Source organism: Streptomyces sp. HUAS 31, assembly GCF_028198125.1.
Taxonomy (GTDB): domain Bacteria; phylum Actinomycetota; class Actinomycetes; order Streptomycetales; family Streptomycetaceae; genus Streptomyces; species Streptomyces chartreusis.
On record NZ_CP116353.1, the window covers coordinates 5,651,122 to 5,665,932 of the forward strand.

18 protein-coding genes are annotated in these 14,811 nt (G+C 68.4%); all 18 read left to right on the top strand.

The annotated features are described in order from the left end of the window. The first annotated feature begins 145 nt into the window (after window positions 1–145). Window positions 146–703, top strand: coding sequence for a DUF1707 and DUF4190 domain-containing protein (locus PGH47_RS25320; RefSeq protein ID WP_126900986.1), 558 nt, complete (start codon window positions 146–148; stop codon window positions 701–703). Window positions 704–1,122: 419 nt separating this feature from the next. Then, complete coding sequence (gene rpsL / locus PGH47_RS25325) at window positions 1,123–1,494, top strand: 30S ribosomal protein S12 (RefSeq protein WP_003948652.1); 372 nt, start codon at window positions 1,123–1,125, stop codon at window positions 1,492–1,494. Window positions 1,495–1,496: 2 nt separating this feature from the next. Continuing rightward, window positions 1,497–1,967: a 30S ribosomal protein S7 gene (gene rpsG, locus PGH47_RS25330; protein ID WP_003992340.1), complete on the top strand. Its 471-nt coding sequence runs from the start codon at window positions 1,497–1,499 to the stop codon at window positions 1,965–1,967. A gap of 39 nt (window positions 1,968–2,006) precedes the next feature. Continuing rightward, a complete protein-coding gene (gene fusA, locus PGH47_RS25335; protein ID WP_030944744.1) occupies window positions 2,007–4,133 on the top strand; it encodes an elongation factor G in 2,127 nt (708 codons plus the stop codon). 154 nt (window positions 4,134–4,287) lie between these two features. Continuing rightward, window positions 4,288–5,481, top strand: a complete 1,194-nt coding sequence (gene tuf, locus PGH47_RS25340) for an elongation factor Tu (protein WP_030046358.1) — start codon at window positions 4,288–4,290, stop codon at window positions 5,479–5,481. Between the two features lie 200 nt (window positions 5,482–5,681). Next, on the top strand, window positions 5,682–6,782 hold the full coding sequence (locus tag PGH47_RS25345; RefSeq protein ID WP_271665348.1) for a PQQ-dependent sugar dehydrogenase: 1,101 nt from the start codon (window positions 5,682–5,684) through the stop codon (window positions 6,780–6,782). A gap of 42 nt (window positions 6,783–6,824) precedes the next feature. Beyond that, window positions 6,825–7,931, top strand: a complete 1,107-nt coding sequence (locus PGH47_RS25350) for a PQQ-dependent sugar dehydrogenase (protein WP_271665349.1) — start codon at window positions 6,825–6,827, stop codon at window positions 7,929–7,931. Between the two features lie 51 nt (window positions 7,932–7,982). Beyond that, window positions 7,983–8,123 (top strand): pyrroloquinoline quinone precursor peptide PqqA, encoded by a 141-nt coding sequence (gene pqqA / locus PGH47_RS25355; RefSeq protein ID WP_271665350.1) that lies wholly within the window; start codon window positions 7,983–7,985, stop codon window positions 8,121–8,123. Window positions 8,124–8,131: 8 nt separating this feature from the next. Next, on the top strand, window positions 8,132–9,031 hold the full coding sequence (pqqB, locus tag PGH47_RS25360; protein WP_271665351.1) for a pyrroloquinoline quinone biosynthesis protein PqqB: 900 nt from the start codon (window positions 8,132–8,134) through the stop codon (window positions 9,029–9,031). Continuing rightward, on the top strand, window positions 9,028–9,765 hold the full coding sequence (gene pqqC, locus PGH47_RS25365; protein WP_271665352.1) for a pyrroloquinoline-quinone synthase PqqC: 738 nt from the start codon (window positions 9,028–9,030) through the stop codon (window positions 9,763–9,765). The genes pqqB and pqqC overlap by 4 nt, the downstream gene beginning before the upstream one ends. Further along, the gene (gene pqqD, locus PGH47_RS25370) at window positions 9,762–10,034 is read left to right on the top strand and encodes a pyrroloquinoline quinone biosynthesis peptide chaperone PqqD (RefSeq protein WP_271665353.1); all 273 of its coding nucleotides are present in this window, start codon (window positions 9,762–9,764) and stop codon (window positions 10,032–10,034) included. Before pqqC ends, pqqD begins: the two co-directional genes overlap by 4 nt. Then, on the top strand, window positions 10,031–11,167 hold the full coding sequence (pqqE, locus tag PGH47_RS25375) for a pyrroloquinoline quinone biosynthesis protein PqqE (protein ID WP_271665354.1): 1,137 nt from the start codon (window positions 10,031–10,033) through the stop codon (window positions 11,165–11,167). The genes pqqD and pqqE overlap by 4 nt, the downstream gene beginning before the upstream one ends. 407 nt (window positions 11,168–11,574) lie before the next feature. Continuing rightward, window positions 11,575–11,883: a 30S ribosomal protein S10 gene (gene rpsJ / locus PGH47_RS25380; RefSeq protein ID WP_003948644.1), complete on the top strand. Its 309-nt coding sequence runs from the start codon at window positions 11,575–11,577 to the stop codon at window positions 11,881–11,883. Window positions 11,884–11,900: 17 nt separating this feature from the next. After that, on the top strand, window positions 11,901–12,545 hold the full coding sequence (gene rplC, locus PGH47_RS25385; RefSeq protein WP_030952368.1) for a 50S ribosomal protein L3: 645 nt from the start codon (window positions 11,901–11,903) through the stop codon (window positions 12,543–12,545). A gap of 8 nt (window positions 12,546–12,553) precedes the next feature. Then, window positions 12,554–13,210: a 50S ribosomal protein L4 gene (gene rplD, locus PGH47_RS25390; protein ID WP_107904103.1), complete on the top strand. Its 657-nt coding sequence runs from the start codon at window positions 12,554–12,556 to the stop codon at window positions 13,208–13,210. Continuing rightward, window positions 13,210–13,629 (top strand): 50S ribosomal protein L23, encoded by a 420-nt coding sequence (gene rplW, locus PGH47_RS25395; protein ID WP_030952372.1) that lies wholly within the window; start codon window positions 13,210–13,212, stop codon window positions 13,627–13,629. Before rplD ends, rplW begins: the two co-directional genes overlap by 1 nt. A gap of 40 nt (window positions 13,630–13,669) precedes the next feature. Further along, window positions 13,670–14,506 (top strand): 50S ribosomal protein L2, encoded by an 837-nt coding sequence (rplB, locus tag PGH47_RS25400; protein WP_007494772.1) that lies wholly within the window; start codon window positions 13,670–13,672, stop codon window positions 14,504–14,506. Window positions 14,507–14,518: 12 nt separating this feature from the next. Then, on the top strand, window positions 14,519–14,800 hold the full coding sequence (gene rpsS, locus PGH47_RS25405; protein ID WP_030952374.1) for a 30S ribosomal protein S19: 282 nt from the start codon (window positions 14,519–14,521) through the stop codon (window positions 14,798–14,800). The last annotated feature ends 11 nt before the right edge of the window (window positions 14,801–14,811 follow it).

The window sequence follows — 14,811 nt, forward strand, 5'->3', positions numbered from 1 at the left end:
CTGAAAGGCGGTCACCTCCCGGGGTGGCCGCCCTTCGGCGTGCCCGGGGACGTGTCGGGGTTTTCTCGGGGTGGACCCCGATGCCCGGAAGGCCGGTTCGGCGCATCATGGAGAGACTCCGACCAGTACGGGGGAGGTGCTCTCCATGGCGCAACCGTCGTGGCAGCCCTGGCAGCCGTGGCAGGGCGGTGGTGTTCCGCAGCCGTGGACCGGGCCCGGCACCCCGGCGACACCGTCGATGCTCGCCTCGCACGCCGACCGCGAGCGGGCCGTGGACGTGCTCAGGGCCGGCTACGGCGAGGGACGCCTGGAGCAGCCCGAGTTCGAGAAGCGTGTCACGCGCGCCTATACGGCCCGTACGGTCGGCGAGCTGGCCCTGCTCGTCGCCGATCTGCCCCAGGGCCCGATGCCGCTGCCGGCACCCGTGACGCCCGTGCCCCGGACCTTCCTGCCGGTCGCCCGGCCGCAGACCAACGGCAAGGCGGTCGGCTCCGCGGTCTGCGGTGTGCTGTGTCTGGTGAGCTTCGGGCTGACCGGCATCCCGGCCGTGGTGCTCGGGCACGCGGCCCGTGCGGAGATACGGCGGACCGGGGAGGGCGGTGACGCGCTCGCCCTGACCGGGCTGGTGTTCGGCTGGGTGTCGAACGCGGCCTGGGCGGTCCTGCTGACGCTGATGCTCGTGGCCGCCGCGGTGTCCGCGTAGGCGCTGCGCTGGGAGGTGCCGCGATGTTCAGCCGTCGTTCGCGTGCCGCGCCGTCGTGCCTGGTCGCGCAGTTCCCCGCGCCCCTTGAGGGGGCTGTGGAGCCGCCGGTGACTTCGCCAGGCGGTGGATTCGAAGATCAAAACCGTCGCGTGGTCTTGACATCCGTCGTATGGCGATGCGGGCGAGGTCCATTTGTTTTGACCGCAGCGAATGAGGTAGGTACGCTCAGACCTTGTGCCTGGGGTGTGCCCTGGCTCTCGTGCGTGCCTTCAACCGCATAACGAGCTGTGAGCGGCCACCGCAATCTGTGCTCTTTTCGCCTCACGGCGGGAGTCCGCCGGATTCGACACACCCGACCGCGTGGGTCGGCGACGTTCCAGGTTAGCTTCACCATTCGGCACACAGAAACCGGAGAAGTAGTGCCTACGATCCAGCAGCTGGTCCGTAAGGGCCGGCAGGACAAGGTCGAGAAGAACAAGACGCCCGCACTCGAGGGTTCCCCTCAGCGTCGTGGCGTCTGCACGCGTGTGTTCACGACCACCCCGAAGAAGCCGAACTCGGCCCTGCGTAAGGTCGCGCGTGTGCGTCTGACCAGCGGGATCGAGGTCACCGCTTACATTCCGGGTGAGGGACACAACTTGCAGGAGCACTCCATCGTGCTCGTGCGTGGTGGCCGTGTGAAGGACCTGCCGGGTGTTCGCTACAAGATCATCCGCGGCTCCCTCGACACCCAGGGTGTCAAGAACCGCAAGCAGGCCCGCAGCCGCTACGGCGCCAAGAAGGAGAAGTAAGAATGCCTCGTAAGGGCCCCGCCCCGAAGCGCCCGGTCATCATCGACCCGGTCTACGGTTCTCCTCTTGTCACGTCGCTCATCAACAAGGTGCTGCTGAACGGCAAGCGCTCCACCGCCGAGCGCATCGTCTACGGCGCCATGGAGGGTCTGCGTGAGAAGACGGGCAACGACCCGATCATCACGCTGAAGCGCGCGCTTGAGAACATCAAGCCGACCCTCGAGGTCAAGTCCCGCCGTGTCGGTGGTGCGACGTACCAGGTTCCGATCGAGGTCAAGCCCGGTCGTGCCAACACGCTCGCGCTGCGCTGGCTGGTCGGTTACTCCCGCGCCCGTCGCGAGAAGACCATGACCGAGCGTCTCCTCAACGAGCTTCTCGACGCCTCGAACGGCCTCGGTGCGGCCGTGAAGAAGCGCGAGGACACCCACAAGATGGCCGAGTCCAACAAGGCCTTCGCGCACTACCGCTGGTAGTCGCAGACCCCATCGAGACCGAGAGAAGACTGAAGCCTTATGGCTACCACTTCACTTGACCTGGCCAAGGTCCGCAACATCGGGATCATGGCCCACATCGACGCGGGCAAGACGACCACCACCGAGCGGATCCTCTTCTACACCGGCGTCAGCTACAAGATCGGTGAAGTCCACGACGGCGCTGCCACCATGGACTGGATGGAGCAGGAGCAGGAGCGTGGCATCACGATCACCTCTGCTGCCACCACCTGTCACTGGCCGCTCGAGGACAACGACTACACGATCAACATCATCGACACCCCGGGCCACGTCGACTTCACGGTCGAGGTGGAGCGCTCGCTGCGCGTCCTCGACGGTGCCGTCACGGTGTTCGACGGTGTCGCCGGTGTCGAGCCGCAGTCCGAGACGGTGTGGCGTCAGGCCGACCGTTACGGCGTGCCGCGCATCTGCTTCGTGAACAAGCTTGACCGCACCGGTGCCGAGTTCCACCGCTGCGTCGACATGATCTCGGACCGCCTTGGTGCGCAGCCGCTGGTCATGCAGCTTCCGATCGGTGCCGAGGCCGACTTCAAGGGCGTCGTGGACCTGGTCCGCATGAAGGCGCTCGTGTGGTCCGCCGAGGCCGCCAAGGGCGAGATGTACGACGTCGTCGACATCCCGGCCACGCACACCGAGGCTGCCGAGGAGTACCGCGGCAAGCTGATCGAGGGCGTCGCCGAGAACGACGAAGAGATCATGGAGCTGTACCTGGAGGGCCAGGAGCCCACCGAGGAGCAGCTGTACGCCGCGATCCGTCGCATCACCATCGCGTCCGGCAAGTCGAGCGACACCACGGTCACCCCGGTGTTCTGTGGCACCGCGTTCAAGAACAAGGGCGTCCAGCCCCTGCTCGACGCGGTCGTGCGCTACCTGCCGACCCCCCTCGACGTCGAGGCCATCGAGGGCCACGACGTCAAGGACCCCGAGGTCGTCGTCAAGCGCAAGCCGTCCGAGGAGGAGCCGCTGTCGGCTCTTGCCTTCAAGATCATGAGCGACCCGCACCTCGGCAAGCTCACCTTCGTCCGGATCTACTCCGGTCGCCTGGAGTCCGGCACCGCCGTGCTGAACTCCGTCAAGGGCAAGAAGGAGCGCATCGGCAAGATCTACCGCATGCACGCGAACAAGCGTGAGGAGATCGAGTCGGTGGGCGCCGGCGACATCGTCGCCGTCATGGGCCTGAAGCAGACCACCACCGGTGAGACGCTGAGCGACGACAAGCAGCCGGTGATCCTGGAGTCCATGGACTTCCCGGCGCCGGTCATCCAGGTCGCCATCGAGCCCAAGTCCAAGGGTGACCAGGAGAAGCTGGGTGTCGCCATCCAGCGTCTCGCGGAGGAGGACCCCTCCTTCCAGGTCCACTCGGACGAGGAGACGGGCCAGACCATCATCGGTGGTATGGGCGAGCTGCACCTCGAGGTGCTGGTCGACCGTATGCGCCGTGAGTTCAAGGTCGAGGCCAACGTCGGCAAGCCGCAGGTCGCGTACCGCGAGACGATCCGCAAGGCCGTCGAGCGCGTCGACTACACGCACAAGAAGCAGACTGGTGGTACCGGCCAGTTCGCCAAGGTGCAGATCGCGATCGAGCCGATCGAGGGCGGCGACGCCTCGTACGAGTTCGTGAACAAGGTCACCGGTGGTCGTATCCCGAAGGAGTACATCCCTTCGGTCGACGCCGGTGCGCAGGAGGCCATGCAGTTCGGCATCCTCGCGGGCTACGAGATGACCGGCGTGCGCGTCACGCTGATCGACGGTGGCTACCACGAGGTCGACTCCTCCGAGCTCGCGTTCAAGATCGCCGGCTCGCAGGCCTTCAAGGAGGCCGCGCGCAAGGCCAGCCCCGTGCTGCTCGAGCCGATGATGGCCGTCGAGGTCACCACGCCCGAGGACTACATGGGTGAGGTCATCGGCGACATCAACTCCCGCCGTGGTCAGATCCAGGCCATGGAGGAGCGGGCGGGTGCTCGCGTCGTGAAGGGCCTCGTGCCCCTCTCGGAGATGTTCGGTTACGTCGGCGACCTGCGCAGCAAGACGTCCGGCCGGGCCAGCTACTCCATGCAGTTCGACTCCTACGCCGAGGTTCCGCGGAACGTCGCCGAGGAGATCATCGCGAAGGCCAAGGGCGAGTAACGCACCGCGTTCACACGCTTTAGGCTTGACTCCGGAGCCTGGAGGGGCATTCACCCACATTCGTGGGGGAATGCCCTCGGGCCCGGGCTTTCCAGCAAAGATCACCTGGCGCCGATGAAGCAAGGCGTTCAGAACCACTCCACAGGAGGACCCCGTGGCGAAGGCGAAGTTCGAGCGGACTAAGCCCCACGTCAACATCGGCACCATCGGTCACATCGACCACGGTAAGACGACCCTTACGGCCGCCATTACCAAGGTGCTGCACGACGCGTACCCGGACCTGAACGAGGCCTCGGCCTTCGACCAGATCGACAAGGCTCCCGAGGAGCGCCAGCGCGGTATCACCATCTCCATCGCGCACGTCGAGTACCAGACCGAGACGCGTCACTACGCCCACGTCGACTGCCCCGGTCACGCGGACTACATCAAGAACATGATCACGGGTGCGGCGCAGATGGACGGCGCCATCCTCGTTGTCGCCGCCACCGACGGCCCGATGCCGCAGACCAAGGAGCACGTGCTCCTGGCCCGCCAGGTCGGCGTTCCGTACATCGTCGTCGCCCTGAACAAGGCCGACATGGTGGACGACGAGGAGATCCTGGAGCTCGTCGAGCTCGAGGTCCGTGAGCTGCTCTCCGAGTACGAGTTCCCGGGCGACGACCTGCCGGTCGTCAAGGTCTCGGCGCTCAAGGCCCTTGAGGGCGACAAGGAGTGGGGCAACACCGTCCTCGAGCTCATGAAGGCCGTGGACGAGAACATCCCGCAGCCCGAGCGTGACGTCGACAAGCCGTTCCTGATGCCGATCGAGGACGTCTTCACGATCACCGGTCGCGGTACGGTCGTCACCGGCCGTATCGAGCGTGGTGTCCTCAAGGTCAACGAGACCGTTGACATCGTGGGCATCAAGCAGGAGAAGACCACCACCACGGTCACCGGCATCGAGATGTTCCGCAAGCTGCTCGACGAGGGCCAGGCCGGTGAGAACGTCGGTCTGCTCCTCCGTGGCATCAAGCGCGAGGACGTCGAGCGCGGCCAGGTCATCATCAAGCCCGGTTCGGTCACGCCGCACACCGAGTTCGAGGCCCAGGCCTACATCCTGTCCAAGGACGAGGGTGGCCGCCACACGCCGTTCTTCAACAACTACCGTCCGCAGTTCTACTTCCGTACGACGGACGTGACCGGCGTTGTGACCCTCCCCGAGGGCACCGAGATGGTCATGCCGGGTGACAACACCGAGATGAAGGTGGAGCTCATCCAGCCCGTCGCCATGGAAGAGGGCCTGAAGTTCGCCATCCGTGAGGGTGGCCGGACGGTCGGCGCCGGCCAGGTCACCAAGATCAACAAGTAATTGTCGATCTGACCTGGTAGCTCCAAGCGCGAGCTCCTGAAGGGGCCCGTACGACTTCGGTCGTACGGGCCCTTTCGCTGTTTCTGAGGAGATGTCACGAGAGGTGGGCCGGCGGCGGTCTCACCCTCGCGGCTCACCCCGAGTGACAGGCCGATCACGCCTCGCAAAGATTGCTGTGAGGAATCAAGAAAGGTGTCGGCATGGCACATTCAGGCCACTGGGTGCGTTATTCGTCCCGGTTCTGCATAACCTCGCTCACCGCCGCGGCCACCCTGCTGGTCGGCGCGGTGCCGTCGACGAACGCCGCCGCCACGGACCTCGCTCCGCGGCCCGCCGTCGACGTGACCGGTTTCTCCACGGGCTGGTCGAATCCGTGGGCCATCTCCTTCCTGCCGGACGGGCGCTCGGCACTGGTGACGGAGAACGAGAGCGCCCGTGTCTACCGCCTGCGCGACAACGGCCGCCGGACCTTGATCGGCAAGGTGCCGAAGGTCGCCGTCCTCCAGCCCGGTGACGCCGCCAAGGGCGGGCTCCTGGGTGTCGCTCCGTCCCCGACATGGGACGGCAGGAAGGACAAGCAGGTGTTCTTCATGCACACCACGGCGACCGGCAGCCGGGTGGTGCGGATGAACTACGACGGCAAGTCGCTCAGCGGCTACCGAGTCGTCCTCGACGGCCTCAAGCGGGGGTCCAACCACCACGGCGGCAAGATCGCCTTCGGTCCCGACAAGTACCTCTACGTCGCGACGGGCGAGGCCACGCACGCCAGGCTCGCGCAGGACAAGTCCTCGCTCAACGGCAAGATCCTGCGGATCACGAAGTCCGGCAAGGCGGCGCCCGGCAACCCGTTCGGCAACCGCGTCCACAGCTACGGCCACCGCAATCCGCAGGGCCTGGCGTGGGACCGCAAGGGCCGGCTGTGGTCGGTGGAGATCGGGCAGGAAGCCAAGGACGAGCTCAACCTGATCAAACCGGGCGCCAACTACGGCTGGCCCAGCTGCGAGGGCGTCTGCGCCACCAAGGGCATGACCGACCCGAAGGTCACCTGGGACCACACCACGGCCCCCGCCCAGGTCGCCGTCGTGGGTGACGACCTCTACGTGTCGACGCTGAGGGGCTACCAGCTCTGGCGCGTCCCCATCAGCGCGGCCCTCCAGGGCAAGGGCGACAGCGCCAGGACCAAGGTCTTCTCCGGCTACGCGCTGCGTGCCCTCGCGAAGGTCCCCGGCCGGAACGAGCTGTGGCTGGGCACCGCGAGACAGGCCAACGGCGACCGGATCCTCCGGGTGACCGTCGGCTGACGCTGCCCGCCGTCAGACCGAGCAACGACGAAGGACGTCCACATGACCGACATACGCCGCTCGACGCGGCATCCGTCCCGGCTCATGACAGCCGTGCTCGCCACCGCGGCCGCGCTGCTGGCGACCGCTCTGGCCCAGCCGGTGACCGCCGTCCCGCGGGCCGCCGACGGCGGTGCTCCGGCCGGCGCCAAGACACTGTCGAAGGGATGGCACACCCCCTGGGGCATCTCGTTCCTGCCGAACGGCCGGACCGCCCTGGTGACCGAGCGCCTCTCCTACCAGGTCTACCGCCTGGACCGGAACGGCACCAAGAAATGGGTCGGCGAGGTGCCGTACACCGTCCCGGAGCCGTACGACGAGGGCGCAGGCGGACTGCTGGGGGTCGCTCCGTCGCCGACGTGGGACGGCAGGAAGGACAAGCAGGTGTTCTTCATGCACACCACGAAGAGCGAGACCCGCGTGGTCAGGATGGACTACGACGGCACCTCGCTGCGCAACTACAAGCCGATCCTGACCGGCATCCGGCGGGGCGGCGACCACAACGGCGGCAGGATCGCCTTCGGCCCCGACAAGTACCTGTACGTCACCACCGGCGAGGCCCTGCAGCCCGAGCTGGCGCAGGACAAGTCCTCGCTCAACGGCAAGATCCTGCGGATCACGAAGTCCGGCAAGGCGGCGCCCGGCAACCCGTTCGGCAACCGCGTCCACAGCTACGGCCACCGCAATCCGCAGGGCCTGGCATGGGACGCCAAGGGCCGGCTGTGGTCGGTGGAGATCGGCCAGCAGACCCACGACGAACTCAACCTGATCAAGCGGGGCGCCAACTACGGCTGGCCCAGCTGCGAGGGCGTCTGCTCCGTCAAGGGCATGACCGGTCCGAAGGCCACCTTCACCCCCGAGAAGGGCGTCCCGGCCCAGCTCGCCGTCGTACGCAACGTCCTGTACGTGTCGTCGCTGCGCGGGCAGCGGCTGTGGCGCGTGCCGATCGACGGCGGCAGCGAACGCCTCGGCACGAAGACCGCCTTCTACCCCGGCACATACGGCCGGCTCCGCGCCATCGCCAAGGTGCCCGGCGCGAACGAACTGTGGGTCGGCACCAGCGACCTGGGGTACGGCAACGACAAGATCCTCCGTGTCCCGATCAGGTGAGCCCGGCCCCTTCCCTCCCCAAGTAACCCCGAAAGAAGGGACGTACGACCGATGCACGAGACCAAGGAACCGCTGAAGCCGGTCGAGCAGGCCCCCTCGGCGCAGCCGGACGACACCACCTGGCGGGCACCCGCCTTCGAGGTCGTCGACACCGCGCTGGAGGTCACCGCCTACTCACTCAGCACCCGCTAGCGGCCGCCATGCTGCTGCTGGTACTCGGCACTGCCGCCGGCGGCGGCATCCCCCAGTGGAACTGCGCGTGCCCCGGTTGCTCCGGGGCACGCGCCCACCCGCACCGGCGCCGCCGGCACGCCTCGCTGGCCGTACGCACCGGCGAGGGCCGCTGGTACGTCGTCAACGCGACCCCCGACATCGGCGACCAGATCGAGGAACGGCCCGAGCTCCACCCCGGACCCGGCCCCCGGCAGACCCCCCTCGCCGGCGTGATCCTCACCGACGCCGAACTCGACCACACCCTGGGCATCGCCCGGCTGCGCGAGGCGGACGGCTTCCAGGTGCTGGCGACCGCCCCGGTACGGCATGCGCTGCTGGACCGCCAGCGTCTCGGCGAGGTCCTGGCGCCGTACACCGATGTGACCTGGCGGGAGCTGCCGGGGCACGGCGCCGAACCGCTGGACGGCACACCCTCCGGCCTCCAGGTCAGCGGCATCCCGGTCTCCGGCAAGCGCCCGCGGTACGCCGCCGACGCCCCGGACGACGACGCCTGGGTCGTCGCGCTGCGGCTGTACGACCCGTCGTCCGGCACCTCGGTCCTCTACGCCCCGGCTCTTGCCGCCTGGCCGGACCGCCTCCAGCAGGCCGCCGCCGAGGCCGACTGCGTCATCGTCGACGGCACCTTCTGGGACGACGAGGAGCCCCGCCGCACCGGCATCTCCTCGCGCACCGCCACCGGCATGGGCCATCTGCCCATCGACGGCCCGGGCGGCACCGCCGAGCGGCTGGCCCCCCTCACCGCACGGTGCCTGTACACGCACCTCAACAACACCAACCCCCTCGTCGACCCGGCCGCACCCCAGCACAAGCGCCTCGCCCGGCTGGGCATCGAGGTGGCGCACGACGGAATGGTGATCGAGCCATGAGCACAGCCGCTGTGAACACGAGCCCGGCCCCGCCCGAGGAGCCCTGGAGCCCCGCCGAGTTCGAGGCACGACTGCGTGCGGTGGGGGAGCAGCGCTACCACCACCTGCACCCCTTCAACATCCGTATGCACGACGGCGACCTCAGCCCCGGGGAACTGCGCCGCTGGATCGTCAACCGCTTCCACTACCAGCGCCACATCCCCGTCAAGGACGCCCTGATCACCGCCAAGCTGCCCACCTCGGAGCTGCGCCGGATGTGGCTGCGCCGCATCCAGGACCACGACGGGGCACAGACCGGCGAGGGCGGAATCGAGCGCTGGCTGCGGCTCGGGGAGGCGGCCGGCCTGGACCGCGAGACCCTGCTGCGCGCCGACTCGGTGCTGCCGGGCGTACGGCTGGCAGTCGACGGATACGTCAACTTCTGCCGGCTGCGCCCGCCCCTGGAGGCCGTCGCCGCCTCGCTCACCGAACTGTCCGCCCCGGACCTGATGCGCACCCGCATCGACGCCTTCGAGCGCCACTACCCGTGGATCGAAGCCGAGGGCCTCGCCTACTTCCGCACCCGGGTCTCCCAGGGGCGGCGCGACAGCCGCGAGGCGCTGGACCTGGTCCTTCGCTGGGCCCGCACCCATGACGACCAGGAGCGTGCCGTGGCAGCGCTGCGCTTCAAGTGCGACGTCCTGTGGTCGCTGCTGGACACCGTGGACGGCGCGGGCCGCGGGGAGCCGGCGTGAGCGCGCCGCCCGGCACCGACTGGCGGCCCGCCCTGGCCCCCGCCACCGTGCGCCGCCACGACCCCGTGCGGGACGCGGACCTGCTGCTCCTGCCCGAGCGGGTCGGCGTCCTGACCGGCTCGGCCGGCACGGTGCTCGGCCTGTGCGACGGCACCCGCAGTGTCGGCGCCATCGTCGCGGAACTCACCGAGCGCTTCCCCGACGCCCCCGTGGCCACCGACGTCCCCGTGTTCCTGGAGCGGCTGCGCAAGGAGGGCTGGCTGCGATGACCCCGACCGACCCGCCGCCCGGCCCCGCCACACCCCCAGCCCGTCCCTGGGCCCTCCTCGCCGAGCTCACCCACGCCTGCCCCCTGCACTGCGGCTACTGCTCGAACCCCCTTGAACTGACGCGCCGTTCGAGCGAGCTGAGCACCGAACAGTGGGCGGACGTGCTGCGCCAGGCGGGAGAGCTCGGTGTCGTCCAGATGCATCTGTCGGGCGGCGAGCCGCTGCTGCGCCGGGACCTGGCCGAGATCGTCGCCGCGGCCGAGGCGGCCGGCATCTACACCCAGCTGGTCACCAGCGGCGTGGGCCTGAGCGAGCCGCGCCTCGCCGCACTCGCCGCCGCCGGACTGAAGAGCGTCCAGCTGTCCGTGCAGCACGCCGACCCGCGCGCCTCCGACCGCATCGCCGGGCGGCGCTCCTTCGCCGAGAAGGAACGTGCCGCCGAGCTGGTGCGGGCCGCCGGCCTGCCCCTCGGCATGAACGTCGTCCTGCACCGCGAGAACCTGGACGCCCTCGACGCGCTCGTCGAGCTGGGCGTGTCCTGGGGCGTGGACCGCATCGAGCTCGCCAACGTCCAGTTCTACGGCTGGGGCCTGCTCAACCGCGCCGCGCTGCTGCCCACCCGCGAGCAGCTCACCGGCGCGCGGGAGGCGGTGCAGCGGTGGCGCGGGCGGCTCCCGGACGGACCCGAGCTGGTGTGGGTCGTCCCCGACTACTTCGACGGCGTCGCCAAGCCGTGCATGGGCGGCTGGGGAGCCGTCTCGCTCACGGTCGCCCCCGACGGCACGGTCCTGCCGTGCCCCGCCGCCGCCGCGCTGCCGGACCTGGATCCACCGAACGTCCGCGATCACCGGCTGGACTGGATCTGGGACCACTCCGGGGCGTTCACCCGTTACCGCGGCACCGACTGGATGCCCGATCCCTGCCGCAGCTGTTCCCGCCGTGAGGAGGACTTCGGCGGCTGCCGCTGCCAGGCCTACGCACTCACGGGGGACGCCACCCGTACGGATCCCGCGTGCGGGCTCTCGCCGGACCACGGGCTGATCCGGGGGCTGGCCGAGGCCGAACCGGACGAAACGGTGCAGATCAGACGTCGGGTGCCCGGCCGGGTCAAGGGCGCCGCCGCCCGGGTTTGACCTGCGTCACCCTCGGGGTATTCTCTCCGGCTCGATTGGCGGACCCCCTGCCCCATATGGCAGACTGTCCGAGTTGCTCGGTCGAGTGTTGATGCTGCGCGCCTCCCGCCGGGAGGACCGGAAGCGAGTCCCACAGTACTCGTCGCCCTAACTGCCGTAAGGCAGCGCTGGGGCGGACGTACGGGAATCTTCCGGGAAGTGTCAGTGCGGCACCGACCAGGCACCCGGTGGACCTCCTAGTCCCCGGCTTGCGGTTCCGGAAGGGCCGTGCTCCCAGGCAAGGGATGTTCGAACAAGGGGCATCTGTGTCAGCGAGAGCGCGACACGCCCGACCGCGTGGGTCGGAGAGCAGGACACAGGAACACCGGGTTCCAGAGCGTTACGAGACAAAGGACTACTGAGTAGCCATGGCGGGACAGAAGATCCGCATCCGGCTCAAGGCCTACGACCACGAGGTCATCGACTCCTCGGCGAAGAAGATCGTCGAGACGGTGACCCGCACTGGTGCGTCGGTCGCGGGCCCGGTGCCGCTGCCCACTGAGAAGAACGTGTACTGCGTCATCAAGTCGCCGCACAAGTACAAGGACTCGCGCGAGCACTTCGAGATGCGCACGCACAAGCGCCTGATCGACATCCTCGACCCGACGCCCAAGACCGTTGACTCTCTGATGCGACTCGACCTCCCGGCCGGTGTCGACATCGAGATCAAGCTCTAGGGGCCGGTGATCTGAGAATGGCTAAGCAGATCAAGGGCATCCTGGGCGAGAAGCTCGGCATGACGCAGGTGTGGGACGCGAACAACCGTGTTGTTCCGGTCACCGTCGTCAAGGCCGGCCCGAACGTCGTCACCCAGGTCCGCACGAACGACGCCGACGGCTACGAGTCCGTCCAGATCGCGTTCGGCGACATCGACCCGCGCAAGGTGAACAAGCCCCTCAAGGGCCACTTCGCGAAGGCCGACGTCACCCCCCGTCGCCACCTCGTCGAGATCCGCACCGCGGACGCCGCCGAGTACACCCTCGGCCAGGAGATCACCGCTGAGGTGTTCGAGGCCGGCGTGAAGGTCGACGTGACCGGCAAGAGCAAGGGCAAGGGCTTCGCCGGTGTCATGAAGCGTCACAACTTCAAGGGCCTCGGCGCCGGACACGGCACCCAGCGCAAGCACCGCTCGCCCGGTTCCATCGGTGGCTGCGCCACCCCGGGCCGCGTGTTCAAGGGCCTCCGCATGGCGGGTCGCATGGGCAACGAGCGGGTCACCACCCAGAACCTGACCGTCCACGCCGTTGACGCGGAGAAGGGTCTGCTGCTCATCAAGGGCGCGGTTCCCGGTCCGAACGGCGGCCTCGTCCTGGTCCGCACCGCGGCCAAGGGGGCCTGAGGTAACCGATGAGCACTGTTGACATCCTTTCGCCGGCGGGCGACAAGGCCGGTACCGTCGAGCTCCCCGCGGAGATCTTCGACGTAGAGAAGATCAGCGTTCCGCTGCTTCACCAGGTCGTCGTCGCGCAGCTGGCCGCTGCCCGCCAGGGCACGCACAAGACCAAGACGCGTGGCGAGGTCCGTGGTGGTGGCAAGAAGCCTTACCGCCAGAAGGGCACCGGTCGCGCCCGTCAGGGCTCGACCCGCGCGCCGCAGTTCGCCGGTGGTGGCGTCGTGCACGGTCCCGTGCCGCGTGACTACTCGCAGCGGACCCCGAAGAAGATGAAGGCCGCGGCCCTGCGCCACGCCCTCACCGACCGGGCCCGCAACAACCGCATCCACGTCGTCTCCGGCGTGATCGAGGGCGAGAACCCCAGCACCAAGGCCGCGAAGAGCCTGTTCGGCAAGATCAGCGAGCGCAAGAACCTGCTCCTGATCGTCGAGCGCGCCGACGAGGCCGCGTGGCTGTCCGCCCGCAACCTGCCCCAGGTCCACATCCTGGAGCCGGGCCAGCTGAACACGTACGACGTTCTCGTCTCGGACGACGTGGTCTTCACCCAGGCCGCGTTCGAGTCCTTCGTGTCGGGCCCGAAGGCCAATGACACCGAAGGGAGCGAGGCCTGATGGCTACGCGTCACCCGAGCATTGCCTCCAAGGCGGCCAAGGCCGCCAAGGCCGCGCGCGTCGCCAAGGCGCGTCGTCACGCCGCCGAGGGCAAGAACACCGTCGAGACCCCGGTCAGCAAGTCCTTCACGGACCCCCGTGACGTGCTGCTGAAGCCGGTCGTCTCCGAGAAGAGCTACGCGCTTCTCGACGAGGGCAAGTACACGTTCATCGTCGCCCCGAGCGCCAACAAGACCCAGATCAAGCAGGCCGTCCAGGCGGTCTTCGACGTCAAGGTCACTGGGGTCAACACGATCAACCGCCAGGGCAAGCGCAAGCGGACCCGCACCGGCTTCGGCCAGCGCGCGGGCACCAAGCGCGCGATCGTGACCCTCGCCGAGGGCGACCGTATCGACATCTTCGGCGGTCCGACCGCCTAAGGGCGGTCCGGATCGTCCGATATCGGACGAGGACTGAGAAATGGGAATCCGCAAGTACAAGCCGACTACGCCGGGCCGTCGCGGCTCCAGCGTCGCCGACTTCGTCGAGGTCACGCGGTCCACGCCGGAGAAGTCGCTGGTCCGCCCCCTGCACAGCAAGGGCGGCCGTAACAACGCCGGTCGTGTGACCGTTCGCCACCAGGGTGGCGGACACAAGCGCGCCTACCGAGTGATCGACTTCCGTCGTCACGACAAGGACGGCGTGCCGGCGAAGGTCGCGCACATCGAGTACGACCCCAACCGCACCGCGCGCATCGCGCTGCTGCACTACGCCGACGGCGAGAAGCGCTACATCCTCGCCCCGCGCAACCTGCAGCAGGGTGACCGCGTCGAGAACGGTCCTGGGGCCGACATCAAGCCGGGCAACAACCTGGCGCTCCGCAACATCCCGGTCGGTACCACGATCCACGCGATCGAGCTCCGTCCCGGTGGCGGCGCCAAGTTCGCCCGCTCCGCCGGTGCCTCCGTGCAGCTGCTCGCGAAGGAGGGCTCGATGGCCCACCTCCGCATGCCCTCCGGTGAGATCCGCCTGGTCGACCAGCGCTGCCGCGCCACGGTCGGCGAGGTCGGCAACGCCGAGCAGAGCAACATCAACTGGGGCAAGGCCGGCCGCAAGCGCTGGCTGGGCGTCCGCCCGACCGTTCGCGGTGTGGCGATGAACCCGGTTGACCACCCCCACGGTGGTGGTGAGGGCAAGACCTCCGGTGGTCGCCACCCGGTCAGCCCCTGGGGCCAGAAGGAAGGTCGTACTCGTTCGCCCAAGAAGGCGTCGAACAAGTACATCGTCCGCCGCCGCAAGACGAACAAGAAGCGCTAGGAGCGGGTTTAGATGCCGCGCAGTCTCAAGAAGGGGCCCTTCGTCGACGGACACCTCATCAAGAAGGTGGACGCCCAGAACGAAGCCGGCACCAAGAACGTCATCAAGACCTGGTCCCGTCGCTCCATGATCGTGCCGGCCATGCTCGGCCACACGCTCGCGGTGCACAACGGCAAGACCCACATCCCGGTGTTCGTCACCGAGTCGATGGTCGGCCACAAGCTCGGCGAGTTCTCGCCGACGCGCACCTTCCGGGGCCACGTCAAGGACGACCGGAAGTCGAAGCGCCGCTAGTAGCGGATCGC